Origin of the sequence: Halomonas nitroreducens (assembly GCF_003966155.1) — a bacterium.
Lineage (GTDB): Bacteria > Pseudomonadota > Gammaproteobacteria > Pseudomonadales > Halomonadaceae > Halomonas > Halomonas nitroreducens.
On sequence record NZ_RXNS01000007.1, the window covers coordinates 19032 to 43352 of the forward strand.

A 24321-nucleotide genomic window follows, 5' to 3' on the forward strand; every position below is an offset into this window, starting at 1 on the left:
CATGACACAATGTGTCATATATGGTTTTCTGTGTCACCTGGCGGCGCCTTTGGAGCCGCAGAACCGCAGCTTCGCCGCAAGCGGCGATAAGGACATGATATGACGACCATGCAGACTTCCAAAGACGAGCTGGTTCGCCACGCAGAAAAGCAAATGAAGACCGGTCTTAGCGATAATACCTGGACCCACAGCCAAAAGCTGGCTCTAACCTGTCGAATTCTCTTCGAGGGTGGTCACGACTCGGGGCTTGCTGGCCAGATCACTGCCCGTGGTCCAGAGTCTGGAACGTATTATACCCAACGCCTGGGGTTGGGGTTCGATGAGATCAGTGCCGGCAACTTACTTCTGGTTGATGAAGATCTCAACGTTTTGGAAGGCAACGGTATGCCTAATCCTGCAAACCGTTTTCATAGCTGGGTTTACAGAGCTCGTGAAGATGTGAACTGTATCATACATACACATCCATTACACGTTGCTGCTTTATCGATGCTCGAGGTACCGCTTGCAGTATCTCATATGGATATCTGTCCTCTCTTCGAAGACTGTGCCTTTCTAAAGAGCTGGCCGGGTGTGCCGGTGGGCAACGAGGAAGGAGAGATTATTTCTGAAGCATTGGGGGATAAGCGATCCATTCTTCTCTCTCACCATGGTCAGTTGTCTACCGGGACATCGATCGAGGAGGCTTGTGTTATCGCCATGTTAATTGAACGCGCCGCCAGACTGCAGCTTTTGGCAATGCCTGCTGGTGAGATCCGCCCTATCCCACCAGAACTTGGTCGTGAGGCTCATGACTGGATTTCAAAACCCAAGCGTCATGGTGCGGCCTTCAATTATTACGCACGCCGGGCCCTGCGTCAGCACGCTGATTGTCTGAGCTGATTAATCGATAGTTCGTTTGTTTCATATTCTTTATTTTTTAGGAGCTAACAATGTCTGTAGAGTCCATTCATGGAATAATTGGTTACACTATCACCCCATTTGATGCTGAAGGTCGCCTTGACTTGCCGGCACTCGGAAAATCTATCGAGCGGCTGATTGAAGGCGGAGTACACGCGATCGCTCCGCTTGGTAGCACAGGTGAGGGTGCCTATTTAAGTGAAGAGGAATGGAATACAGTAGCGGAGTTCTCTCTGAATCAGGTCGATCGACGTGTTCCTACAATTGTCAGTGTTTCTGATCTAACCTCGGCTGGTACGCAGAGGCGTGCCCGCTTCGCTGAGGAGCATGGCGCCGATGCGGTTATGATGCTGCCAATTTCCTACTGGAAGCTCAGCGAGGAAGAGATATTTGAACATTACCGTGTCGTAGGGGATAGCCTCAGCATCCCCATTATGCTTTATAATAATCCAGGGACCAGTGGCATCGATATGTCCGTGGATCTGATCATGCGTATTGTCAGCTCGGTGGACAATGTGACTATGGTCAAAGAGAGCACGGGAGACATACAGCGCATGCACCAATTGAATCTGCGCTCTGAAGGAGAGTTACCCTTCTATAATGGCTGTAATCCTTTAGCCTTAGAAGCATTCGTTGCCGGGGCGAAGGGTTGGTGTACCGCGGCGCCCAATCTCATACCGGATCTAAATTGCCAGCTTTACTCAGCCGTAATCACAGGGGAGCTAGACAAGGCAAAAGGCCTGTTTTACCGACAGCTTCCCTTACTTGACTTCATTCTTCGCGGAGGGCTCCCAAGTACTATTAAAGCTGGTCTTCGCCTGAAAGGGCTTGAAGTAGGTGCTCCTCGCCCTCCTCTTAGTGAACTTAATGAGGAGAGCTGCCACCGGTTGGAAAGAATGCTCAGTGACCTTCTTTAGTATGCCCGTCTATGTAGTTATTCATATGTAGGCTTTCCAGCGGTGCTATTACCTTGCGTTTTCACGGCGCATAGCTAAAGTGAATGGTGCATTCACTATTCGCTTATGACCGGATATGAGGAGATCCCATCGTGTCGGATCAAGTCAGTAGGTATAAGGATGATGAGCTCGCTCGCCTGGACGCCACGTCGCAGGCGCAACTGGTCGAGCGTGGCGAGGTCACGCCGCTGGAACTGGTGGAGGCGGCCATCCGCCGCATCGAGCGGCTGAACCCGTCGATCAATACGGTGGCGGCGAGCGACGCCGAGCTCGCCCGGGAGAAGGCGCGCAGCGTCGGGACGACGGGCCCCTTTGCCGGGGTGCCGACGCTGCTCAAGGATCTCGTCGCCTATCCCGGCCTGCCGCTGGGGATGGGCTCGCGGCTGTTCCAGGGGCAGGTGCCGCCGGCCGGCTCGCCCTATACCGAGGCCCTAGACGCCAGCGGGCTGGTCGTGGTGGGCAAGAGCACTACCTCGGAGTTCGGCCTGCTGGGCACCACCGAGACCCTGGCCGGCGGGGCCACCCGCAACCCCTGGGATCTTTCCCGCTCGACCGGCGGCTCGTCCGGCGGGGCGGTGGCCGCGGTGGCTTCCGGCATGGTCCCCGTCGCCCACGCCTCCGACGGGGGTGGCTCGATCCGCGGCCCGGCGTCCTTCTGCGGGCTGTTCGGCTTCAAGCCCAGCCGGGGCCGGCACCTCTCCACCGGCCAGGCCGCCGACACTCCCTTCACCCGGATGATCAGCGAGCACTGCGTGTCGCGCAGCGTACGCGACAGCGCCACCTGGCTGTCCGTGGTGGAAAGCGACGAGGCGGACCTGCCGGGCGGGAAGGTCGGCCGGGTGATCGAGCCGCTGCGCCGCCGGCTGCGCATCGGGCTCTACGAGCGCACCGCCGACGGCACGCGGCCCGAGCCGGAGGTTCTGGAGGCGCTAGCGGACACCCGGCGGCTCTGCGAGTCGCTGGGCCATGAGGTGGTGGACACCGAGGGGCCGCCGTATGACGCGCGGGCCGCCGGGGATGCCTTCTTCACCTCGGCGGCGCTGACCCTGGGCGGCGCCTGCGAGCAGCTTCGCGCCATGATGGGCCCGGCGTTCGACGAGGCGCGTCTGGAGCCCTACACCCGCGAGCTGATCGCGCGTTCGCGAGATCTGCCACCCGAGGCGGGCGAGCGGGCGGCCACCGCGCTGCAGGCCGCCGCCGACGCGGCGGAGCACGCCATGGCCGGGGTCGACGTGCTGCTGTGCCCCACCGTGGCCTTCCCGGCTTTCCCACTGGGCTGCCACGGGGGCACCCAGCCCTTCGGCGAGGCCAAGGCCTTCACCGAGGCCCTGGCCGGCTACACCGCCATCGCCTCTATCGCCGGCTGGCCGGCCATGTCGGTGCCGCTGCACGTCTCGCCCACAGGCCTGCCGATCGGCTCGCACTTCGCCGCCCCGTTGGGCCAGGAGGCGCTGCTGCTGAGGTTGGCCCTGGAGCTTGAGCAAGCGGCGCCCTGGCACCATCGCTGGCCGACTGGGGCGGAGTAGGCCCATGCCGCAGACCCTGAAGACGTCCGTTCGTACCCGCATCCTGGCCGCCGCGGCCGAGGCCTTCGCGCGCGAGGGCTTCGCCGCGGCGCGGCTGACCGACATCGCCGCTGAGGCCGGCGTCTCCACCGGCAACCTCTACCGCTACTATCCCAACAAGGCGGCGCTGTTCGATGCCGTGGTGCCCCGGCCCGTCGCCGCTCGCCTGCTGTGGCTGATCCGCGCCCGGGTCCGGGAGCTGGGTACCCTGGCGGAGTGGCGCTCGGCCACGGCGCCGAGCTCGGCTCGGGCGAAGGCCCTGCTGGACTTCTGGGTCGAGCAGCGCCTGCCCGTGGTGATCCTGCTGGCCGGTGCCGAAGGCTCTTCCCTGGCCCATGTGCGGCCGCTGATCGTGCGGGATCTCACACGCCTGGCCGACAGGTACGTCGCCTCGCAGCCCGCCGGGGAGAGGGGGAGCCCCGTTCCGAGGATGGTGCTGGTGCAGCTGTTCTCGAGCACCCTCGACATGATCGTCGCGATCCTGCAGGCGCACGACGACGAGGCCGAAATCCGCGCGGCCTTCGAGGCGTTCTGGTGCTACCAGCTTGCCGGTCTCGAGGCCCTGCTCGCGGGGCGATAGCATGTAACGCTGCGGATCTCGGTTTCTCTTGAGGGCTCCGTGAGCCCGTATCAACTAGCTTCGATTTATCAGGGAGGGCTCCGGACTTGAGTGATTCATTCCCCCTCGGTGACGACGATCCGTCATCTTACCCACAGGCCAGCACGCTCGAAGATTTCACCCGCAATCTGACAAGCGTTCGCGAACGCATCGCCGGGGCCTGCCGTCGCGTCGGTCGTGATCCCGCTGAGGTACGGCTGTTGCCGATCAGCAAGACCGTGAATGAGGCACGCATCCGGCTCTCTGTCGAGGCGGGATGCCGGGAACTGGGCGAAAACAAGGTGCAGGAAGCCCATCGCAAGTGGCAGGGGTTGTCCGACCTGCAGGACCTGAGGTGGTCACTCGTCGGACACCTTCAGACGAACAAGGCCAAGCAAGTGGCGTGCTTTGCCTCCGAGTTCCAGGCCCTCGACAGCCTGCGCGTGGCCGAGGTGTTGGACCGGCGCCTGCAGGCACTGGGGCGCGGTCTCGATGTCTTCATCCAGGTCAACACCTCGGAGGAGTCGAGCAAATATGGCCTGCCGCCGGATGCGGTCGAGGCCTTCGTGCGCCGCCTGCCGGCGTATTCTGCCCTTCGAGTGCGTGGCCTGATGACCCTGGCACTGTTCTCGCCGGATACCTCACGGGTGCGGCAGTGTTTCGTGCGGCTACGAGAGCTGCGGGACCGGATTCGGCAGGAGGTGCCCGAAGGTGACGGGGTGACCGAGCTGTCGATGGGCATGTCCGGTGACTTCGAGGCCGCCATCGAGGAGGGCGCCACGGTCGTCCGCGTGGGGCAGGCGATCTATGGCGCCCGGCGCCTGCCCGATAGCCACTTCTGGCCCTCCACCTAGGTCATGTCTCTTTTCCCCGGCCAAGGATGTCCAACATGAAGACAGCGGTAGCCCTTCGTCACATCCACTTCGAGGATCTCGGCACCCTGGAGGCCGTGCTGCGCGAGCGCGGCTATGCGGTGACATACCTCGATCCCACCCGCGACGACCTCGGCGGCCGTGAGGCGCAACGGGCCGACCTGCTCATCGTCCTGGGCGGCCCCATCGGAGCCTGCGATGACGAGCGTTATCCCTGCCTCGAGCGCGAGTTGAGCCTCGTGCGCCGGCGCTTGGCCTCCGGCAGGCCGCTGCTCGGTATCTGTCTGGGTGCCCAGCTCATCGCACGGGCACGGGGAGCGGAAGTGTCGCCCCTGGGCGTCAAGGAGATCGGCTTCGCGCCTCTCACCCTGACGCCCGAGGGAGAGCACTCGGTTCTGGCCCCGCTCGGCGATACGCCGGTGCTGCACTGGCACGGCGACCAGTTCGAGATCCCGGAAGGGGCGGCCTGGCTGGCCAGGACCGCGGTCGGTGCCCATCAGGCCTTCTCGATTGGTCGGAATGTGCTGGGACTGCAATTCCACCTGGAGGCCGACGCGAACGAGATCGAGCGTTGGCTGGTGGGACATGCAGGTGAACTGGAACAGGCCGGCATCGACCCGCGCACTTTGCGTCGAGACGCGGGCCGGTTGGGCGAGCGGCTAACGGCGGCAGCACGTGCAGTCTTCTCGACCTGGCTGGATGGTCTGGAGGAGGCAGGAATGTCTATCGCCGGTGCCGAGGGGGAAAGTCGCCGTAAATGAAAGGAGCGCCGTTCGAGCTGCTACTGCGGCGCCGAGGAAGGGCGGAGCTGGTTGGAAACGGGACCCGATGGCATGCGCGTCATCGGCAGGGAACCCATCTTCAGGACGTTATCATGAACTCGACAGTAGATCCCGACGTGGAGCGTGGCTGCGTGTCACGCGTCGCCGAGCCCTCGCCCCATCTGATGCAGGCCTATGCCCGTGAACCCGTCGTCTTCGATCGGGGCAGGGGAGCCCATCTCTGGGATGCCGATGGACGGGCGTACCTGGATGCGATCGCCGGTGTGGCCGTCACGAACCTGGGGCATGCGCATCCCGAGATCGCCGAGGCCATCGCCGACCAGGCCCAGCGCCTGGTGCATACTTCCAACCTCTACAGCATCGAGTGGCAGGAGCGCCTGGGACGACGGCTGTGCTCGCTCGCCGGCATGCAGCGTGCCTTTTTCTGTAACTCGGGTGCCGAAGCCAACGAGACAGCGCTGAAGCTGGCGCGTTTGCACGGACACAGTCGGGGAGTGGCGTCGCCCCGGGTGCTGGTTATGGAGAACGGCTTCCATGGCCGCACCCTCGCGACCCTGGCCGCGACCGGCAACCCTGCGGTGCATCGGGGCTTCGAGCCCCTGATGCCGGGGTTCGTGCGGGTGCCATACGACGATATCGATGCACTGCGACGGGTCGCGAACGAGACCGGCGACGTTGTGGCAGTCCTGATCGAGTCCGTGCAGGGGGAGGGGGGCGTGCGGGTTGCCTCCACGGCGTATCTCCGCGAGCTCCGGCGGCTGTGCCGGGAGAACGACTGGCTACTGATGATGGACGAGGTCCAGGCAGGGCTCGGGCGAACCGGCGCCTGGTTCGGCTATCAGCATGCGGGGGTGCTGCCGGATGTCGTGACGGTGGCGAAGGGATTGGGCAATGGTCTGCCCATTGGCGCCTGCCTGGCGCGCGATCAGGCGGCGGAACTGTTCGTGCCGGGCCAGCACGGCTCGACGTTCGGCGGCAACCCCTTGGCGTGCCGGGTGGGTTGTGTGGTGCTCGACCTAATCGAACGCGAACGGCTCGTCTCTCATGCCGCCGTACTGGGGCGCCGTCTGCTCGAGTCGCTACAGGCAGACTTGGCCGATCAGCAGGCCGTCTTGGCCATTCGGGGGCATGGCTTGATGGTGGGCATCGAGCTGGATCGTCCCTGCCCCGAACTGGTCACTCGGGCATTGAGGGAGCAGCAGTTGCTGATCAATGTCACCCGCGACAAGACCATTCGGCTGCTGCCGGCGCTGATATGCGCGCAGGCCGAGATCGATGACATCGCTGATCGTGTCGTGCGCCTGGTGCGTGGCTTCCTCCGCGTAGCGCTGGCGTAGTCCAGGCGGCCCGCTCCGACTCTGGAGCAGGGTAGACGCTCCCTTGGCGTTAGCTCGGACAGCCTGTCGATCCGGCGCGAGGGGATCGAGCATTCATCCAATAGATAGGAAATCGACATGCGAGTTCGCGACAATGCCGTCGACTGGTCCCATCCGCCTCCACGTCACGGCTGGCGTGGCTGTTGGGACCGACTCATGGGTCCCGGTGCCACCGCGGCAGAACAGGGGATGTCCCTCGCCGCGGGAGGGCTTGGCGCCCTGGGTGTGGCGTCTTATGCAGCTTTGCATCAGCTGCCCTGGACCTGGTGGGAGTATGGGATCGCGATCCTGATCACTCTCGATGTCGTGGGCGGGGTCATCGCCAATGCTACGCCAAGTGCCAAGCGCTGGCATCACCGTGTCGGCCAGGGAGTTCGGCAACACCTCGCGTTTCTGGCGTCACATGGGGTTCACATCGTTCTAGTAGCCGGTCTGTTCAGCCAGTCGGCCGTGACGTATGGCCTGGTGGCATACGGTTACCTCCTGTGTGCGGGAATCGCCACCTTGAAAGTCCCGGTGGGTCTGCAGCGCCCCACGGGGCATCTGGCGGCTTGCGGGGCGGTCTTCCTGGCCGCCTGGGGGCTCCCCGAGGCACGCGGGTGGGGCTGGTTCCTGCCGGTGCTGGTCATCAAGTTGGTGATCGGGCATGCCACCCAGGAGGCGCCCTTCGACACGGCATCCACCTCGAGTCACTAGGCCTCGTCCGCCGAGTTTATCTTCTGTAGGTACAGGCAATGCATGGGGTTCAGCAAGGCCACCATTACCGCTACATAGCAGGATCGCGAGGAGCGGAGATGCCGCAACCTTCCCGGCTGGTGCGAGTCGACAGCGATGTCTGGATAGTGGAGGGTCCTATAGTAAGCTTCTATGGATTTCCCTATCCCACCCGCAGCGTGATCGTGTGCCTGCCGAATGGAACATTATGGGTATGGTCGCCCATTCCCTTGGACGACGAACTGATGACCGAGGTGTCGGGGTTGGGGACGGTGGCGCATTTGGTCAGCCCCAACAAGCTTCATCATCTCGGTCTGGCGGATTGGCGGGCTGCCTTTCCTGCAGCCAAGCTTTGGGGCATGCCGTCAACGGTCCGGAAATGCCGTGACCTGTGCTTCGATGGCGTCCTGGACGATACACCTCCGGTTGCCTGGCGCGGCACTCTCGAGCACGTCCAGTTTCGCGGCTCGCCCTTGCTTGAAGAGATGATGTTCTTACATCGGCCATCTCGTACGGTCCTGTTGGCCGATCTTAGCGAGGCTTTGAGCCATGACTTCCTGGCGCGCCATTGGGCGCCGTGGCAGCGGCTCATTGCCCACCTGTGGAGCATCACCGAGGCGGCGCCGAAGGCCCCGCTCGAGGTGCGGTGGTCCACCATCCGTCGATGTGAGGCGCGAGCCGCGGTTCAGCGCTTGCTCGCCTACGATCCCGAGAAAGTCGTTATGGCCCATGGTGTCTGGCAACGGTGCCATGGCCATGCATTTCTGGAGCGGACTTTCTCGTGGCTGTTACCAGAACCTCCCCATCTGATGGGCGAGGAACATCAATAAGGAGTGTTGAATCATGATACTAAGCAGATACGTGTTGCTTCTGACGCTTGGGGTGATCACGGCAGTACCTGCCTACGCGATCGACCGAGAACAGGGGCTCGAGCGAGTCAGGGAACAGTTGACGCAGTCCTGTTCGGAGGGGGGGATGGCCTCCTGTCTTGGCGTCGAGACGTCCCGGTGTGGACGCCTCGCGGAGGAGGTGGTGCAAGCCTGTGCGGAACACTTCGTCCCAGCAGAGCAAGAGCAGATGGCCGCCTTCGGCGATTGCATCGGTCGCCAGACCCGACAGCGCACCGGTGTATCGGAGGCCGAGTTGCAGTCGTGCCAGTCTCATGCCGACGGTGCGGCGCATGCCTCCTCTTCCCCCGAGGAGGCGATGCGTAGGCTCGAGGACGCCAAGGCCGTCATGGCTCAGGACGCCGAAGCGACGCGGGACGCGGTGACACTCCCGTTATATCCGGATCATGAACTGACGGCGCATCATCAGGATCCGAGCGGCCTTCCCGGCATCGATGGCGAGCCGCTAGGGGAGGGAGCGGTCCCCGTGGCCATGATGACTACCTCAGATACTGTCGAAGAAGTCGTGGATTTCTATCAGAACCGGTTAGACGGGTTCACGTTGTACAGGGCGGCGGCGGACGACGCCACCTTTGCCAAAGGCATGCCGGACGACGTTACACCATCGGACTTTCGCCGTTGGATGAAGGCCCTACCAATGCATGAGCATGTTGCGATCTATCGGTTGTCGGGGAAAACGCATATCGAGGTGGGATACCGCACGGATTAGGGAAGCTGTGGGCGAATTTCTGGCATCGCACGACTATGTATGGATTTCGGTTCGTCGCCGAACCTCTACATCCGCTGTGGTGCATTCGGCGACATCCCGGGATATTGCTGGGCCCTCGACGCGGTGTAGATGCGCTGGTTAGTGGAGAACGACCGCTCATTAAAGGGATAATGTCCCATGATATAGGTGATGGTGGCACCATCACCTATGTGCCAAGGTGAGAGACCCGATTCGACTGATTGTCATCGAGAGAAGGCCACAGCATGAGCACTTCGCTAGATCCCCGTATCAGCGAGCTCGAGACTCAGGAGCAGGCTGGCAGCTACGACCGCTGGTTTCGTGAGCGCATCAAGCGACGCTTCGACGATTCGCGCCCCAACGTCCCCCACGACGAAGCCATAGAGCGCGTTTGGACACTGGTCGAGTCGAAAAAGCGCCGCCATGCTGCCGGTTGAGTTGCACGCCCACCCGAGTTCCTGGCGCCCACATTTCCATCGATACTTGAGCGCTGGAACTGCTGAAGGCCGGCCACTCCGAGTGGGAAGCCTATAAGCAGGCCCATGATGAGTTGGTTCGCCAGTCCTCCCCCTATCCTCGACTTACTGCCCCGATCTCGAAGATTGACGGCATCCGCCGTGCCCCGCCCCGTTCGTGCCAAGGCTATTCAATTTCGGTACCCTAATGACGCTTTGCCCATCTCACGGCAAAGAATCAAGGATCGAACATCATGAGAGGGACATCATGCCGTACCATCTCAGTCGCCATATCGCCCTGGCCACCGTCGCCCTAGCTACTCTGGCGGGTTGCTCGAGCCAGGATGACGCCAGTTTCAGCAACTTCCAGAACGTCCTCCAGAGCTACTACGACGGACAATCCGAGCCGGCTACGTGCATTGCTGGCACGATCGACGAATTCCCCTATACCAAATCCGACATCTCCTGGGGGCTCGGCAACAAAGGTGAACAGTTGGACGCTCTGGCGGCCGCCGATCTGGTCGAGCAGGTGGGCCCCGAGACGTATCAGCTGACCGAAACGGGGCAGTCAGCGTTCCAACCGGACAAAGGGTTCTGCTTCGGCACAGTGACCGTGACTGAGGTCACCAACTTCACTGAACCCAGTGAGCGGGGCGGCTTCACCATCTCCCAGGTCAACTACACGGTCGATGTAGAAGAGCGCCCTAGCTGGTCTCAGAACGAAACCCTCGTCGACACCTTTGAGCTGTCGGACAGCGGACTTAGGACCTCCGGCCTCATGACGCGTAACGACAACCCTGAGCAGAAAAAGATGATCTTGGTGAAGACCAACAACGGTTGGGTCACTGAGCGTGATATGTAACCCAAGCCGCCCCATGTGAAGAAAAAGGCCGCCATCTGGCGGCCTTTTCAGTATTACAGCAGCTCACGCGCGACGGGGTGGGCATCCAGCCATTCGCGCTCATCCGCGGACATGTCCGCTGTGGTGTCGCACTGAACCAACAGCTCCTCGAGGGAATACTGCGGTTTGGCTGGTCTCACGATCAGGCGTCCGTGATCGATCACGATCTCGACTTGAGATCCGGCCCGCAGATGCAGCTGATCGAGCATCGCCCGCGGCACCTTCCTCCCGGTACCGGCGTAGCCACTTGTAGACCGTTCGAACACTGACCCCTTGAGCCTGGGCGGCCTCCTCTGGGCGAAGCCCTTCCTCAACGACTCGATGGACCAGCAGGGCTCGACCATGAGGAGTGAGACGGGCATTCTTATGGGTGTTCATCCGGGCCTCCTGGAGGTTGGTTTGGGTCGCACCTCCAATTGTCCGGGTAGGTTCCGGATGAACAACCTATCGAGAGATCACACCTAGAGATGCCATTCACCTGGTCAGAACGGCCATGCCACGAACTTGCGTCCCCCGGCTCGGAGGAGGGCACGGCCCGCTGAGGGGTTTCCGGCAGCCCACGAGTCATTACGGGCCTTCTCGTTGTCCTCACTTCCCCGCGTTTCCCTCCCGAGAGTGCCCTGTCCTGTCCTGGGCGAGTCCGGTGACGTCCCTAGCAGGCGTTCGCCGACCCGGGTGTCCGTTTCGACTATGTCGGTGTCGCACCGAGAATGTCGCCCCCCGGCAGGGGGTTCCACGCTGCTTCTAGTAGACCCACTCGATCAACCGGGCTGAGCTGGATCGGGCGGGGCATGATGCCGGGTTCTCCATCGCCGGCGGTGTATCGAGGAGGGGTGAGATGACCGACTATATCCCGTTGCGACACGACAACCCCCTCCGCGGGGAGGGCGTGGCCCTCGAGACCGCCTCCGCGGCCCCTCCCGACGATGGCCTCCCGCCGCCGGGGGCGCCGGATATCGCCATCGCCCGCGCGGCCACCCCCTGGCCCATCAGCGAGGTGGCCGCGCGGCTCGGCATCGAGCCCGATCAGCTGCGGCCCTATGGCCATGACAAGGCCAAGCTCTCCCACGACTTCACCGATGCTCTGGTGGGGCGTCCTCAGGGCAAGCTGGTGCTGGTCACCGCCATCACCCCGACCCCGGCTGGGGAGGGCAAGACGACGACCAGCGTGGGGCTGGGGGACGGCCTCAGCCGGCTCGGCCACAAGGCGGCGGTCTGCCTGCGCGAGCCCTCCCTCGGACCCTGCTTTGGCATGAAGGGGGGCGCCGCCGGAGGGGGGCGGTCCCAGGTGATTCCCATGGAGGACATCAACCTGCACTTCACCGGCGATTTCCATGCCGTGACCAGCGCCCACAACCTGTTGGCCGCCCTGATCGACAACCACCTGCACTGGGGCAATGCGCTGGATATCGATCCCCGGCGCATCTCCTGGAAGCGGGTAATGGACATCAATGACCGTTCCCTCCGGCACCTGACCATCGGTCTGGGCGGACCGGCGCATGGCGTGCCGAGGGAGGCGGGGTTCGACATCACCGCGGCCTCGGAGATCATGGCGATCCTCTGCCTGTCCGCCGACCTGGCCGACCTGCAACGCCGGCTGGGCGAGATCATCGTCGCGCGGCGTCGCAACGGCAGCCCGGTGCGTGCCCGGGACCTCGAGGCCGAGGGCGCCATGGCGGTGCTGCTCAAGGAGGCTTTGGCCCCCAACCTGGTGCAGACCCTGGAGCACACCCCGGCCTTCATCCATGGCGGCCCCTTCGCCAACATTGCCCATGGCTGCAACTCCCTGATGGCGACCCGCAGCGCCCTGGCCCTGGCCGATATCGTGGTCACCGAGGCTGGCTTCGGTGCCGACCTGGGCGCCGAGAAGTTCTTCAATATCAAGTGCCGGCAGGCCGGCCTGACGCCCAGTGCGGTGGTGGTGGTGGCGACCCTGCGGGCCCTGAAGCAGCATGGCGGCGTCGAGCGCGATGCCCTCGGTCAGCCGGATCCCGAGGCGGTGCGTCGCGGGGCGCGCAACCTGAGCCGGCATGTGGCAAACCTGCGCAATTTCGGAGTGCCCGTGCTGGTGGCGGTCAACCATTTCGCGCAGGATGACGATCAGGAGCACCACGCCCTGCAGGCCGCCTGCGACGAGCTGGGCGTCGAGCGGGTGGTCAGTCGCCACTGGGCGGAAGGCTCCCGGGGTAGCGAAGCGCTGGCAGAGCGGGTCGCGGCGATGGTGGCGGCGCCGGCCCCCCGGATGTCGCTGACCTACGAGGATGCCGCCAGCCTCGAGGACAAGGTCAGGGCCGTCGCCCAGCGCCTCTACGGGGCGGCGGATATCAACCTGGAAGCCAAGGCGCGACGACAGCTGGCGGAATATGAGGCGCTCGGTTACGGCCATCTCCCGATCTGCATCGCCAAGACCCAGTACAGCTTTGCCGCCGATCCGGCGCTCAGCGGCCTTGCCGAAGGGCATGTGCTGCCGGTGCGCGAAGCCGAGCTGGCCGCCGGTGCCGGCTTCGTCGTGGTGATCTGCGGCGATATCATGCGCATGCCCGGCATGCCCCGTCAGCCGGCATCCTACGGTATCCGTCTCGACCCGTCGGGGGAGATCGAGGGCCTGTCCTGAGGCCCGCGCCCCCGCTCGGGGAATACGCATCGACGCGGCATCTTTTTATGCCCCGGTATTGTGTTTGTGCTCAAGGTTAAGGCAACTTGGCCGAAAGCTTGGGTATCAGGCACATGACGTCGGGACTTCGCTGATGGCGCAAGACGGAACGGGATCATCCGGTAACAGATCGGCGATGGTGGCGGGTCGGGTGCTGGATTTCCCGGCCGTTCTCTCGCGCCTGGCCGTCGAGCGATCCCCGGTCGGTCTGGTATTGCTGGATGCCGGGCAGCGGATCCTGTGGGTCAATGCTGGCTTCCGCAGCCTGCTGACGTCCGCCAGCGGCGAGGTCGTCGGCCGGCCGGTCCAGGAGCTGATCAGCCACCAGGCGTTTCTGGGGAGTCGGGTCGCCGATGACGTCGGCCTGCAGGGCGGTGCCTGGCAGCAGGTGCGTCTCGGCGACCTGCCCGGGAACACGGGACGACTGCTGCTGATGGCCAGGACCTCCCTGCCCGACAGCCCCGAAGGGGTGACCCATCTGCTGACCTTCATCGATCCCCAGGAGGCGTCGCTGGCCCCGCGGCCGGGGCTCCTCCCGCCGTTGCCTGATGTCTCCGCTCGGCTGGCCAGTGTCTGGCTGTTCGAGGACCGCTTGCGGCATGCCCTCGAGCGCGCCGATCGGCTCGAGCAGGGCGTCGGCTTGCTGCTGATCCGGCTGGACCCGCGCCAGGAGCTGCAAGACAGCCTCGCCAAGAACAGGCTCGAGGGGCTGGCACGGCAGGTCGGGCGCCGGCTCGGCCAGACGCTGCGCAGCGAGGACAGCCTGTCCCAGCTGGGGCAGGACTGCTGGGGGGTGCTGATCGAGCATCCGATGTCCCCGGAGCGTCTGCAGGCCACAGCGATGCGTTGCCAGGAGGCGATGGATCCCCCCTTCAGGCTGGAGGGGCAGTCGCTGCTGCTGACCCTGTCGATCGGCATTGCCACCTATCCCTCGGACGGCGAGTCTCCCGAGCAGTTGATGACCAGTGCCGAGTCGGCGCTGGAGCGGGCGGGTCCCGCGACCCATGCCTTCTTCGACGAAGGGCTGAGATCCTTGCTGGCGCAGCGCCTGGCCTTTCGACAGCAGCTCCAGGACGCCCTGCAGCACCCGGATCGCCACTTCCAGCTCCTCTACCAGCCCCAGATCGACCTGAGCGATGGCCGTTGCGTCGGCCTCGAGGCCCTGGTCCGCTGGCGTCACCCAAAGCGTGGCCTGCTGGTACCCGAGGATTTCCTGTCCGTGGTGGCGGAGTTGGGGCAGCAGGTGCGCCTCGATCGTTGGGTCATCACCCGCGCCATCCTTCAGCAGTCGGAGTGGCGAGCGCGGGACTCTCGGCTGGCCGACCTGCCGGTGGCGGTCAATGCCGACGGCGGCATGCTGGATCAGGCGGTGTTCGATCGCCGCCCGCTGGATGTCTTCCTGCGCCAGCAGGCCGATCGGCTGGACTGGCTGAGCCTGGAGCTCTCCCAGCAGGGGCTGATCGCGCGAGCCGGGCCCCAGGCCCACCTGCTGCGTCGGGTGAAGGCGCTCGGCGTCGGGGTGGTGGTCAACGATATCGGGGCGGGGCCGCTGGATGTGGCCCATCTGGGGAGCCTGCCGGTGTCCCGGGTCAAGCTGAGTCCAGTGCTGATGGCGTCGCTCGGGGCCCCTTCGCCGTCATCACGCCATCCCCTGGCGGCACTGCTGCCCTGCCTGTCGGGGCTGGGCCTGGAAAGCGTGGTGGTGGGGGTCGAGACCGCGGAGCAGCTGGAGACGGCGCGGCGGTTGGGTAGCCGGATCGTCCAGGGCAATCGCCTCTGCGAGCCGCTGGCCCCCGCGGCCCTGGAACGCTGGCTGGCGCAGGGGGCGGCGCCGACCTGAGCTCAGGCCCGGGCGTTCAGGCGGCGTGGTTGCAGGCCGGTGCGGCCATTCGCGGCATACACGTCGGGATCGGCCAGGCGATGAAGATAATCCAGCATCTGCTGGTTGTGGGTCATGCGCAGCGTCAGCAGGCGACCATTGCGCTCGTTCAGCCGGGCGATCTCGCGGCCCGCGTCCAGCATCGCCTCCCACGCCGGCAGGCAGCCGGCATCCTGGGCGGCCTGCCGCGCACCCTCGCTGCCCGGCGGGTAGCCCAGCTGCTGCTGGACCCGGGTGCGCAGGCGCTCGGTGTTCTCGAGGGCTTGCAACAGGCCGGTCTTGTCGTCGGCAATCCGGTTGAGCGCCTTGCCGTCCACCTCGCCCTCGACCAGCAGGGCCTGCTCGGCCTCGAGCAGGCGGCTCAGTGCCGCCAGTCGTGACTGCTGGTCGTCGAGCAGCCGTTGCAGGCTCATTCGCCGTCGTCCCTGTGCGCCAGGAGGTCCTGAACGCTGGCAATCAGGCCATCGGCAATGCGCTCCGGCTTGATCTCGAGACGGCCGTCACGAATGGCCTCGCGAATCTCGGCGACCCGGGCGGTGTCGATGTCCTGACGGGTATCCGTCGTGGCCTGGCGCAGGTGGGACATGCTTGCCGGTCCGGCGGGGGCCGGCGAGGACGACGCTGCATCCTCGGCCTTGCGAGCCGGATCGCGTGGCTCCGTCTGGGCGGGGCGCAGGGGATGATGGTTGTCGACTTTCACGGTAAGGGGCCTCGTGACCGGTGCATTACCTGAGCTATCGGCGGCCGGGCCGGTAACTTTAATGGCGTGCTGCGATGACTTCCAGTCTGGGCACCGCGCCGTCAGTTGTCCACGACGAGACGCTGTGGACCGATGATGCGTGCCTCGAGAATCCGCCGGTCCGCGAGGCGCACCCGGATCCGCTCGCCACGCCCGCCGGCCTCAAGGGCCTCGCCTTGTCGGGTCACTCGAAATCCCTCGCCGCGCGCCTCCAGCCTCACCCGGTCGCCGCGACCTACCAACCTTGGTAGCCGTAGCTGGTGGGCCTGCACCACCTGGCCGCCGGCCAGGGAGCGACGCGCCACCTGCCCGATGGCAGCATCGAGGTCGCGCAGGGCCTGCCTCGGCAGGCGGCCCAGGTCCCCTCGGCGCTCGACGAGATCCCTCCGCCCCAGCCGCTCGCCGGCGCCGATGGCACGGGCCGTCTCGAGATAGGTGCCGACGACGGCGACTTCCGCCTGCAGGTAGCGGGTCCGTCGCCCGGCCTCGCCACAGCGTACCCCGACCGACACGCGCCCGAGCGGCGGTCGCGACGCCTTGGGCAGGAAGGGACGGGGGGACTCGCAGGCGGGGAAGTGCGCCGCCGGCGGATGCAGGGTGATGCGTGGTGCGTCGCCGAGCGCCCGGGCCTCATCGGTCAGGAAGGCCCGTACCCGGTCGAGCAGGGCCTCGTCGGCGGCCGGCGCCGGGACGGCCAGGAGCAGGCACAGCAGGCCCAGCCAGGGCACGAATCGCGCCCAGGGGCGGGTCGATGACGGAGGTGCCTCGAGCATAGCGTCGTCGCGTTCGGAAGTTCGGTCTCGAGTCTAGCCGCCGGGGCGCATGGGGATTCGCGGAAATGGCCGTTGGAACGTCGGCTGTTCATGCCTTTGGGATGACGGCGCACTGGCTATGCTCCAACGTCGACGAATTTCCTTTTCCGGAGTGCGCCGGATGATCGATCAGCTCGATGCCGCCTTCAACTTCCACCAGCAGGCCCTGGGATTGCGCCAGGAACGCCAGAAGGTGCTGGCCAGCAATATTGCCAATGCCGACACGCCCGGCTACAAGGCCCGCGACATGGACTTCGCCAGCGAGTTGCGCCATGCCGTGTCCCGGGGAGAATCCTCGCGGGGCGGGCTCGACCTGGCCCGGACCTCGGCCCGCCACCTGGCCGGTCAGGGGCCCGCGGCGCCGGGCAGCGACCTGCTCTATCGGGTCCCGGCCCAGCCCAGCCTCGACGGCAACACCGTGGAGATGGATCGCGAACGCAGCCAGTTCGCCGACAACTCGGTGCGTTACCAGGCGGCCCTCACCCTCCTCAACCGGCGCATTCAGGGCCTCAAGACGGCCATGCAACCCGAATAACCCAGGAGCGGCAGCATGTCGATGTTTTCCGTGTTCGAAATCTCCGGCTCGGCCATGAGCGCCCAGTCGCAGCGCATGAACGTCACCGCCAGCAACCTGGCCAACGCCGACAGCGTGGCCGGTCCGGACGGCGAGGCCTACCGGGCCAAGCAGGTGATGTTCGAGAGTCGTGCCCGCTCACGGGAGGGCATCGGTGGCGTCGGGGTGCGCGAGGTGGTCGAGGACCCCTCGCCGCTGCGCCGGGAATACCGCCCCGAGCATCCGCTGGCCGATGAACAGGGCTACGTGAGCATGCCCAACGTGGACCCCGTGGCCGAGATGACCAACATGATCTCCGCCTCGCGCTCCTATCAAGCCAATGTCGAGGTCATGAACACCAACAAACAGTTGATGCTCAAGACCCTGACCCTGGGCGAGGGCTGATGCCATGACCAACACCATCGATTCCGGGGTGATCAACACCCTCAACAGCGGCGGCGCCGGCAGCGGCGGCCTCAATGCCCGTCAGGCCGAGGACCTGCGCAACAACTTCATGACCCTCCTGGTGACCCAGCTGCAGAACCAGGATCCCCTCAAGCCGATGGACAACCATCAGACCACCTCGCAGCTGGCTCAGATCAACACCGTCAGCGGCATCGAGAAGCTCAACGAGTCGCTGTCGGGGATCACCAGCCAGATCGATGCCGGCCAGGCACTCCAGGCCACCGGGCTGATCGGCAAGGGCGTGCTGGTGCCCGGGGAGCGGGTGCTGCTCAGCCAGGGCGAGGACGGCGAGGTCAGCACCACGCCCTTCGGCATCGAGCTGGACCAGCCCGCCGACAATGTCACCGTCACCATCAGTACCGGCGATGGCCAGGTGATCAACCGCTACGACGTCGGGCCGGTCCAGGCGGGGGTGGAGTCCTTCAGCTGGAACGGCGAGACCGGCGACGGCCAGGCGGCCGCGGACGGGGCCTACCGGGTGAGCATCGAGGCGACCCGCGAGGGCGAGCCGGTGCCGGTGCAGACCCTCAACTACGCCATGGTCGGCAGCGTCACCCCGCCCCCCGAGGGTGGCGAGGTGCAGCTGGACCTGGGGGCCGTCTATGGCCGGGTCGGGCTATCCGACATCAAGCAGATCCTCTGACGCGGCGCACGGCGCCTTCGCCAGGGCTCATACCATCAACGTGGTCAGACGCAGGGTACCGACATGGGTTTTTCACAAGCACTCAGCGGCCTCAACGCCGCCGCCTCCAGCCTCGATGTGCTGGGCAACAACATCGCCAACTCCCAGACCGTGGGCTACAAGGGCGCCAGCGCCCAGTTCGCCGACGTCTTCGCCGGCGCCACCGGCCTGGGCACCAAGGTGGCCAACGTCCTGCAGAACTTCGAGGACGGCAACATCGAGGCCACGGAGCGCAACCTCGACCTGGCCATCAGCGGCCAGGGCTTCTACCGCTTCGAACAGGCCGGCGAGGTGGTCTACTCGCGCAACGGCCAGCTCTCCATGACCCCGGACGGCTACCTGGAGAACGCCCAGGGCGCCCGGATCATGGGCTATGGCATCAATGCCGCCGGTGCCGTCCAGCAGGGCGGCCAGCCCGAGGTGCTGCGGGTCCCCGCCGACGAGATGCCGGCCAGCGCCACCACCGACGTGGCCACCACCTTCAACCTGGACGCCCGCGAGGCGGCCGGCAGCGACCTCAGCCAGGCCACGGTGACCTTGCCGGATGGCACCGAAGATACAGCGGAGTACCACTTCTCCAATAACTTCTCGGTATTCGATTCCCTGGGCAACTCCCGCAACGTCACCGTCTACTACGAGAAGGCCGGCGCCAACGAGTGGAATGCGAGGGTGTCCTTGGATGGTTACTCCAACCCAGACAACGACTTCACGGTGACCTTCGACAACAACGGTCAGCTGGACACGATCACGGACAATCTGGGCAACCCGGTCAATGCGCCGACCATCGCGGTGGCCAATGACAACACGACACCGCTCGGCACCGGGCCCGCGGCGCTGTCCTTCGACCTCGACCTGGCCGGCTCGACCCAGTTCGGCAACACCTCGACCACCAGCTCGCTGACCCAGAACGGCTACACCTCCGGGGCCCTGGTGGGCATCAGCATCGAGAACGACGGCACCATCGTGCGCAACTACGCCAACGAGCAGTCGCGGCCGGCCGGCCAGATCGCCCTGGCCTTCTTCCGCAACCCGGAGGGGCTGACGCCCCAGGGCGACAACGCTTGGGCGGCCACCGGCGAATCCGGCCAGGAGCTGCTGGGCGAGCCCGGCACCGGGGTGCTGGGCACCGTCCAGTCCGGCGCCATCGAGACCTCCAACGTGGACCTGGCCAAGCAGCTGGTGGACATGATCGTCACCCAGCGCGCCTACCAGGCCAACTCCCAGACCATCAAGACCCAGGACGAGGTCCTCCAGGCCTCGATCAACCTGAGTCGCTAATCCGGGGGGCGCTAGATGGATCGCATCCTCTATACCGCCATGAGCGGGGCGCGGCAGAGCATGGAGCAGCAGGCGGTGGTCAGCCACAACCTGTCGAACGTCTCCACCACCGGCTTCCGGGCCCAGCTGCACGCCATGCGGGCCGTGCCGGTGCAGGGCGACGGCGCCCTGCCCACCCGGGTCTCGGTGGCTGCCTCGACGCCGGGGGCGGATTTCGCCCCGGGGCCCATGAACCGCACCGGCCGCGCCCTGGACGTGGCGCTGCAAGGCGATGCCTGGCTCGCCGTCCAGGCCGCGGATGGCAGCGAGGCCTATACCCGGCGCGGTGACCTCCAGGTGGATGGCGACGGCCTGCTGCGCAGCGCCGGGCGGCCGGTGCTCGGCGAGGGCGGACCCATCCAGGTGCCGCTAGGCGCCCAGCTGTCGGTGGGCAGCGACGGCACCCTGAGTGCCATCGCTCAGGGACAGGGCGCCGATGCCCTGGTGGCCGTGGGCCGCCTCAAGCTGGTCACGCCGGACGAGGCGGGACTGGCCCGCGGCGATGACGGCCTCTTCCGGGCCCCGCCCGGGGCCGAGGGCGCCCCGGCGGCGCTGCCTGCCGACGAGGACGCCCGGCTGGTCAGCGGTGCCCTGGAGGGCAGCAACGTCAGCGCCGTGGAGGCCATGGTGTCGATGATCGACGTGGCGCGTCGCTACGAGATGCAGACCAAGGTCATCAGCACCGCCGACGAGAACGCCCAGCGCGCCAACCGCCTGCTCTCCATGAGCTGAGACGCCGCGAACACGAGGAACCCAAGATGATCAAGTCACTGTGGACGGCCAAGACCGGCCTGGAGTCCCAGCAGGTCAAGCTGGACGTGATCTCCAACAACCTGGCCAACGTCAACACCAACGGCTTCAAGCAGTCCCGGGCGGTGTTCGAGGACCTGCTCTACCAGAACCTGCGTCAGCCCGGTGCCCAGAACGATGTCCAGAACCGTCTGCCCTCGGGCATGCAGGTCGGCACCGGGGTGCGCCCGGTGGCCACCGAGCGGCTGCATACCCAGGGCGGGCTGGAAAACACCGGCAACTCCCGGGACCTGGCCATCAACGGCAACGGCTTCTTCCAGGTGATGATGCCGGACGGGACCACCGGCTACACCCGCGATGGCAGCTTCCAGCTGGATGCCAACGGCCAGATGGTCACCGCCAACGGCTATCCCCTGGAGCCCGCCATCATCATCCCCGAGAACGCCCTGTCGGTGAGCATCGGCGAGGACGGCATCGTCTCGGTGCGCCAACCGGGCGACAGCCAGACCAACGAGGTGGGCCAGATCACCATCTCCACCTTCGTCAACCCGACCGGGCTGGAGAGCATCGGCGGCAACCTCTACACCGAGACGACCGCCTCCGGGCCCCGCAACGAGGGCATACCTGGCATGAACGGCGCGGGCCGCCTCTCCCAGGGCTATGTCGAGACCTCCAACGTCAACGTGGTCGAGGAGATGGTCAGCATGATCCAGACCCAGCGGGCCTACGAGATCAACAGCAAGGCCGTCAAGACCAGCGACGAGATGCTGGCGCGCCTGGCCCAGCTGTGACGATGGCGGCCAACAGGGGGGAGCGGGCATGAGGCTCGGCATTCTCGGCACGCGCGGGATCTGGGTCGGGCTGGGCCTGCTGCTGCTGCTCGGTGGCTGCGCGCAGGTGCCGCATGCCTCCGTGGTCGGCGAGCAGGAGCAGATCAGCATTCCGGACCGGCCGGCCCCGCGGGCCAACGGCTCCATCTACCAGGCCCACCGGGGTTACCAGCCGCTGTTCGAGGACCGGCGACCGCGCATGGTGGGCGATATCCTGACCATCGTGCTGGACGAGGAGGTCAGCGCCAGCAAGAACGCCCGCTCCAACGCCGACCGCAACGGCTCCGCCGGCCTGGAGTTCGAGCAGCAGGCCGATGCCCTGGAGCAGCTGGCCGACCTCGGCTTCGAGATCTCCGCCTCGGGGGAGAGCGACTTCGAGGGCGGCGGGGGCTCCGAGGCCAACAATTCCTTCACCGGCACCATCACCGTCTCGGTGGTGGAGGTCATGAACAACGGCAACCTGCGGGTGCGTGGCGAGAAGCAGATCGCCATCAACCAGGGCACCGAGTTCATCCGCTTCGCCGGCGTGGTCAATCCGCGCACCATCACCGGCCAGAACACCGTGCCCTCGACCTCGGTGGCCGATGCCCGGATCGAGTATGTCGGCAATGGCTACATCAACGAGGCGCAGCACATGGGCTGGCTGCAACGCTTCTTCCTCAATGTCTCGCCCTTCTGATGGTGAACGCATGCATCCCGGCACTGTCCCCCTGATCTCCCGTCCCGGCACGCTGGCGGCCCGGCTGCTGGTCCTGGCCCTATGCTGCCTGGCCGCGCTCCCGGCCCAGGCCGAACGCCTGCGCGAACTCGGCGGCTTCGCCGGGGTTCGCGACAACGCCCTGGTCGGCTACGGCCTGGTGGTGGGCCTGGACGGCACCGGCGACCAGACCATGCAGGCGCCGTTCACCGGCCAGAGCCTGACCAACATGCTCTCCCAGCTGGGCATCACCGTGCCCCCCGGCACCAACATGCAGCTGCGCAACGTCGCCGCGGTGATGGTCACTGCCGACCTGCCGCCCTTCGCCCGGCCCGGGCAGCGCCTCGACGTGGTGGTGTCCTCGGTGGGCAACGCCGACAGCCTGCGCGGCGGCACCCTGCTGATGACGCCCCTCAAGGGAGCCGACGGCGACACCTATGCCATCGCCCAGGGCAACCTGCTGGTGGCGGGGGCGGGGGCCTCCGCCGGGGGCACCAGCGTGCAGGTCAACCAGCAGGCCGGCGGGCGCATCAGCGGCGGGGCCACCGTGGAGCGCGAGGTGCCGCTGGCCCTGGGGGCCAATGGTGGCCTGCTCGAGCTGCAGCTCGACAGCAGCGACTTCGGCACCGCCCAGCGGGTGGTCAGCGCCATCAACCGGGAGTTCGGTCGCACTGTGGCCGCCGCCCAGAATGGCCGGGTGATCGCCCTGGACGGCCCCCGGGACGCCAATGCCCGGGTCAACTTCATGGCCCGGGTCGAGAACATCGAGGTCACGCCCCCCGAGGCGCCGGCGCGGGTGGTGCTGAACTCCCGTACCGGCTCCATCGTGCTCAACGGCGCCGTCACCCTGCGCCAGGCGGCGGTGGCCCACGGCAACCTGTCGATCGTCATCGACAGCGAGTTCGGCGTCAGCCAGCCCAACCCCTTCACCGACGGCGAGACCGTGGTGGTGCGGGACACCGAGATCAGCATCGAGCAGCAGCCCGGCACCCTCAAGGTCGTGGAAGGTGCCGACCTGCTCGAGGTGGTGGATGCCCTCAACTCCCTCGGGGCCACGCCCAATGACCTGATGTCGATCCTCGAGGCCCTCAAGGCGGCGGGCTCGCTGCGCGCCGAGCTGGAGATCATCTGATGAGCCTGGACACTCCCGATCCCATGAGCGCCCAGTTCGCCCTCGACGTCCAGGGCCTCGAGCGCCTCAAGCACAGTACCCGCCCGGGCGAGGGCCTGGACGCCGCGGCCAAGCAGTTCGAGGCGCTGTTCGTGCAGATGATGATGAAGAGCATGCGCGACGCCGTGCCGTCCTCTGGCCTGCTCGATTCCCGCCAGACCGAGTTCTACCAGGAGCTGCTCGACAAGCAGTGGTCCCAGGGCATCGCCGAGCGCGGCATGGGCCTGGCCGAGCGCCTGGTGGCGCAGCTCGACGGGCGGGGCGGGCACGCCCGGGAGGCTCGAGCCCGCGAGATCGAGGCGCTGATCGCCGGCATTCCCCGGGGCACGCCGCGTCCCCTGGAGAATGCCCTGCGCCCGGCGGACGCACCCGGGATCGGTGAGGTGCCGATGCCGGCCTCCTTCCTCGACGAGCTGCAGGCGACCGCCGGGGCGGTCCCCACGGCCGAGGCCGTGCCACGGGCCAGCGCTCCGCCTCGCGAGGCCCCCGCCCACGTGCGGGACTTCCTCGACCGCCTGGCCGGGCCGGCCCGGGCGGCCAGCCGCGCCTCCGGCGTGCCGGCCGAGCTGATCCTGGCCCAGGCGGCACTGGAGACCGGCTGGGGCCGCCACGAGATCGCCACCGCCGACGGCGGCAACAGCCACAACCTCTTCGGCATCAAGGCCGGCAGCGCCTGGCAGGGCGAGACCACCGAGATCCTCACCCACGAGGTCGTCGACGGCCGGCGCCAGGCCGTGCGCGACCGCTTCCGGGTCTACGGCTCCTTCGAGGAGGCCTTCACCGACTATGCCCGGCTGATCGGCGGCAACCCCCGCTATGCCGGGGTGGTCGCGGCGGACAGCGCCGACCAGGCCGCCCGGGCCCTGCAGCAGGGCGGCTATGCCACCGACCCGGCCTACGCCGACAAGCTGATCGCGGTGATGGACACCCTGGGGCCATTGCCGGATGGCAGCCTGCTGGCCGACGCCCGGCCCCGTTGAATCACGCCGATCAGCGCATTCCGGCCCTCAAGTCCCGGGCGT

At 66.0% G+C, this 24321-nt stretch carries 27 protein-coding genes and 1 pseudogene; 23 read left to right on the top strand and 5 right to left on the bottom strand.

The window, feature by feature from the left end; genetic code table 11:
• The first annotated feature begins 99 nt into the window (after positions 1-99).
• From EKG36_RS08560 to EKG36_RS08615, 12 genes are all read left to right on the top strand, one after another.
• Positions 100-879: an aldolase gene (locus tag EKG36_RS08560; RefSeq protein WP_126483079.1), complete on the top strand. Its 780-nt coding sequence runs from the start codon at positions 100-102 to the stop codon at positions 877-879.
• A gap of 50 nt (positions 880-929) precedes the next feature.
• Positions 930-1814 carry a dihydrodipicolinate synthase family protein gene (locus tag EKG36_RS08565; protein ID WP_126483081.1) on the top strand — a complete coding sequence of 295 codons (885 nt, stop codon included), beginning with the start codon at positions 930-932 and terminating at the stop codon, positions 1812-1814.
• 131 nt (positions 1815-1945) lie between these two features.
• Positions 1946-3379 carry an amidase gene (locus EKG36_RS08570; RefSeq protein ID WP_126483083.1) on the top strand — a complete coding sequence of 478 codons (1434 nt, stop codon included), beginning with the start codon at positions 1946-1948 and terminating at the stop codon, positions 3377-3379.
• 4 nt (positions 3380-3383) lie between these two features.
• Positions 3384-3998 carry a TetR/AcrR family transcriptional regulator gene (locus EKG36_RS08575; RefSeq protein WP_126483085.1) on the top strand — a complete coding sequence of 205 codons (615 nt, stop codon included), beginning with the start codon at positions 3384-3386 and terminating at the stop codon, positions 3996-3998.
• Between the two features lie 86 nt (positions 3999-4084).
• Positions 4085-4870 carry a YggS family pyridoxal phosphate-dependent enzyme gene (locus tag EKG36_RS08580; protein ID WP_126483087.1) on the top strand — a complete coding sequence of 262 codons (786 nt, stop codon included), beginning with the start codon at positions 4085-4087 and terminating at the stop codon, positions 4868-4870.
• A gap of 35 nt (positions 4871-4905) precedes the next feature.
• Positions 4906-5649: a glutamine amidotransferase gene (locus EKG36_RS08585; RefSeq protein ID WP_126483089.1), complete on the top strand. Its 744-nt coding sequence runs from the start codon at positions 4906-4908 to the stop codon at positions 5647-5649.
• A gap of 152 nt (positions 5650-5801) precedes the next feature.
• Complete coding sequence (locus EKG36_RS08590; protein WP_246007467.1) at positions 5802-7007, top strand: aspartate aminotransferase family protein; 1206 nt, start codon at positions 5802-5804, stop codon at positions 7005-7007.
• 543 nt (positions 7008-7550) lie between these two features.
• The gene (locus EKG36_RS08595; RefSeq protein WP_126483091.1) at positions 7551-7742 is read left to right on the top strand and encodes a hypothetical protein; all 192 of its coding nucleotides are present in this window, start codon (positions 7551-7553) and stop codon (positions 7740-7742) included.
• A 98-nt stretch (positions 7743-7840) separates the two neighbouring features.
• Positions 7841-8590 carry a DUF4336 domain-containing protein gene (locus EKG36_RS08600; RefSeq protein WP_185827517.1) on the top strand — a complete coding sequence of 250 codons (750 nt, stop codon included), beginning with the start codon at positions 7841-7843 and terminating at the stop codon, positions 8588-8590.
• Between the two features lie 13 nt (positions 8591-8603).
• Positions 8604-9377 carry a hypothetical protein gene (locus EKG36_RS08605; protein WP_126483095.1) on the top strand — a complete coding sequence of 258 codons (774 nt, stop codon included), beginning with the start codon at positions 8604-8606 and terminating at the stop codon, positions 9375-9377.
• 263 nt (positions 9378-9640) lie between these two features.
• A complete protein-coding gene (gene relB, locus EKG36_RS08610) occupies positions 9641-9832 on the top strand; it encodes a type II toxin-antitoxin system RelB family antitoxin (RefSeq protein ID WP_126483097.1) in 192 nt (63 codons plus the stop codon).
• Positions 9833-10118: 286 nt separating this feature from the next.
• Positions 10119-10712: a hypothetical protein gene (locus EKG36_RS08615; protein WP_126483099.1), complete on the top strand. Its 594-nt coding sequence runs from the start codon at positions 10119-10121 to the stop codon at positions 10710-10712.
• Positions 10713-10765: 53 nt separating this feature from the next.
• Here the strand turns inward: EKG36_RS08615 and EKG36_RS08620 are convergent, their stop codons facing one another.
• Both EKG36_RS08620 and EKG36_RS08625 read right to left on the bottom strand, forming a co-directional pair.
• A complete protein-coding gene (locus tag EKG36_RS08620) occupies positions 10766-10960 on the bottom strand; it encodes an AbrB/MazE/SpoVT family DNA-binding domain-containing protein (RefSeq protein WP_126483101.1) in 195 nt (64 codons plus the stop codon).
• Position 10961: 1 nt separating this feature from the next.
• Positions 10962-11129, bottom strand: a pseudogene (locus EKG36_RS08625) (leucine zipper domain-containing protein); the annotation flags it as partial.
• A 460-nt stretch (positions 11130-11589) separates the two neighbouring features.
• Here EKG36_RS08625 and EKG36_RS08630 point away from each other — a divergent pair.
• Both EKG36_RS08630 and EKG36_RS08635 read left to right on the top strand, forming a co-directional pair.
• The gene (locus EKG36_RS08630; RefSeq protein WP_126483103.1) at positions 11590-13365 is read left to right on the top strand and encodes a formate--tetrahydrofolate ligase; all 1776 of its coding nucleotides are present in this window, start codon (positions 11590-11592) and stop codon (positions 13363-13365) included.
• Positions 13366-13555: 190 nt separating this feature from the next.
• A complete protein-coding gene (locus EKG36_RS08635; protein WP_126483105.1) occupies positions 13556-15244 on the top strand; it encodes an EAL domain-containing protein in 1689 nt (562 codons plus the stop codon).
• Positions 15245-15246: 2 nt separating this feature from the next.
• Here the strand turns inward: EKG36_RS08635 and EKG36_RS08640 are convergent, their stop codons facing one another.
• The 3 genes from EKG36_RS08640 to flgA all read right to left on the bottom strand — a co-directional run bounded on the left by EKG36_RS08640 (position 15247) and on the right by flgA (position 16795).
• Positions 15247-15696: a flagella synthesis protein FlgN gene (locus EKG36_RS08640; RefSeq protein WP_126483107.1), complete on the bottom strand. Its 450-nt coding sequence runs from the start codon at positions 15694-15696 to the stop codon at positions 15247-15249.
• Positions 15693-15983 carry a flagellar biosynthesis anti-sigma factor FlgM gene (flgM, locus tag EKG36_RS08645; RefSeq protein WP_126483109.1) on the bottom strand — a complete coding sequence of 97 codons (291 nt, stop codon included), beginning with the start codon at positions 15981-15983 and terminating at the stop codon, positions 15693-15695. Before flgM ends, EKG36_RS08640 begins: the two co-directional genes overlap by 4 nt.
• A 101-nt stretch (positions 15984-16084) precedes the next feature.
• Entirely contained in the window at positions 16085-16795 is a 711-nt protein-coding gene (gene flgA / locus EKG36_RS08650; RefSeq protein ID WP_126483111.1) for a flagellar basal body P-ring formation chaperone FlgA, read from the bottom strand.
• A gap of 160 nt (positions 16796-16955) precedes the next feature.
• On the opposite strand from flgA, the gene flgB reads away from it, so the two are divergent.
• The 9 genes from flgB (at position 16956) to flgJ (ending at position 24279) form a co-directional block, all read left to right on the top strand.
• Positions 16956-17369: a flagellar basal body rod protein FlgB gene (gene flgB / locus EKG36_RS08655; RefSeq protein ID WP_126483113.1), complete on the top strand. Its 414-nt coding sequence runs from the start codon at positions 16956-16958 to the stop codon at positions 17367-17369.
• Positions 17370-17384: 15 nt separating this feature from the next.
• Positions 17385-17792, top strand: coding sequence for a flagellar basal body rod protein FlgC (flgC, locus tag EKG36_RS08660; RefSeq protein ID WP_126483115.1), 408 nt, complete (start codon positions 17385-17387; stop codon positions 17790-17792).
• Between the two features lie 4 nt (positions 17793-17796).
• On the top strand, positions 17797-18495 hold the full coding sequence (locus EKG36_RS08665; protein WP_126483117.1) for a flagellar hook assembly protein FlgD: 699 nt from the start codon (positions 17797-17799) through the stop codon (positions 18493-18495).
• 63 nt (positions 18496-18558) lie between these two features.
• The gene (flgE, locus tag EKG36_RS08670; RefSeq protein ID WP_126483119.1) at positions 18559-19812 is read left to right on the top strand and encodes a flagellar hook protein FlgE; all 1254 of its coding nucleotides are present in this window, start codon (positions 18559-18561) and stop codon (positions 19810-19812) included.
• Positions 19813-19827: 15 nt separating this feature from the next.
• Positions 19828-20583 carry a flagellar basal body rod protein FlgF gene (locus EKG36_RS08675; RefSeq protein WP_126483121.1) on the top strand — a complete coding sequence of 252 codons (756 nt, stop codon included), beginning with the start codon at positions 19828-19830 and terminating at the stop codon, positions 20581-20583.
• Between the two features lie 26 nt (positions 20584-20609).
• The gene (gene flgG, locus EKG36_RS08680) at positions 20610-21392 is read left to right on the top strand and encodes a flagellar basal-body rod protein FlgG (protein ID WP_126483123.1); all 783 of its coding nucleotides are present in this window, start codon (positions 20610-20612) and stop codon (positions 21390-21392) included.
• Between the two features lie 28 nt (positions 21393-21420).
• Positions 21421-22110, top strand: a complete 690-nt coding sequence (locus EKG36_RS08685; RefSeq protein WP_126483125.1) for a flagellar basal body L-ring protein FlgH — start codon at positions 21421-21423, stop codon at positions 22108-22110.
• A 10-nt stretch (positions 22111-22120) separates the two neighbouring features.
• Complete coding sequence (locus EKG36_RS08690) at positions 22121-23260, top strand: flagellar basal body P-ring protein FlgI (protein ID WP_126483127.1); 1140 nt, start codon at positions 22121-22123, stop codon at positions 23258-23260.
• The gene (gene flgJ / locus EKG36_RS08695; RefSeq protein WP_126483129.1) at positions 23260-24279 is read left to right on the top strand and encodes a flagellar assembly peptidoglycan hydrolase FlgJ; all 1020 of its coding nucleotides are present in this window, start codon (positions 23260-23262) and stop codon (positions 24277-24279) included. The genes EKG36_RS08690 and flgJ overlap by 1 nt, the downstream gene beginning before the upstream one ends.
• The last annotated feature ends 42 nt before the right edge of the window (positions 24280-24321 follow it).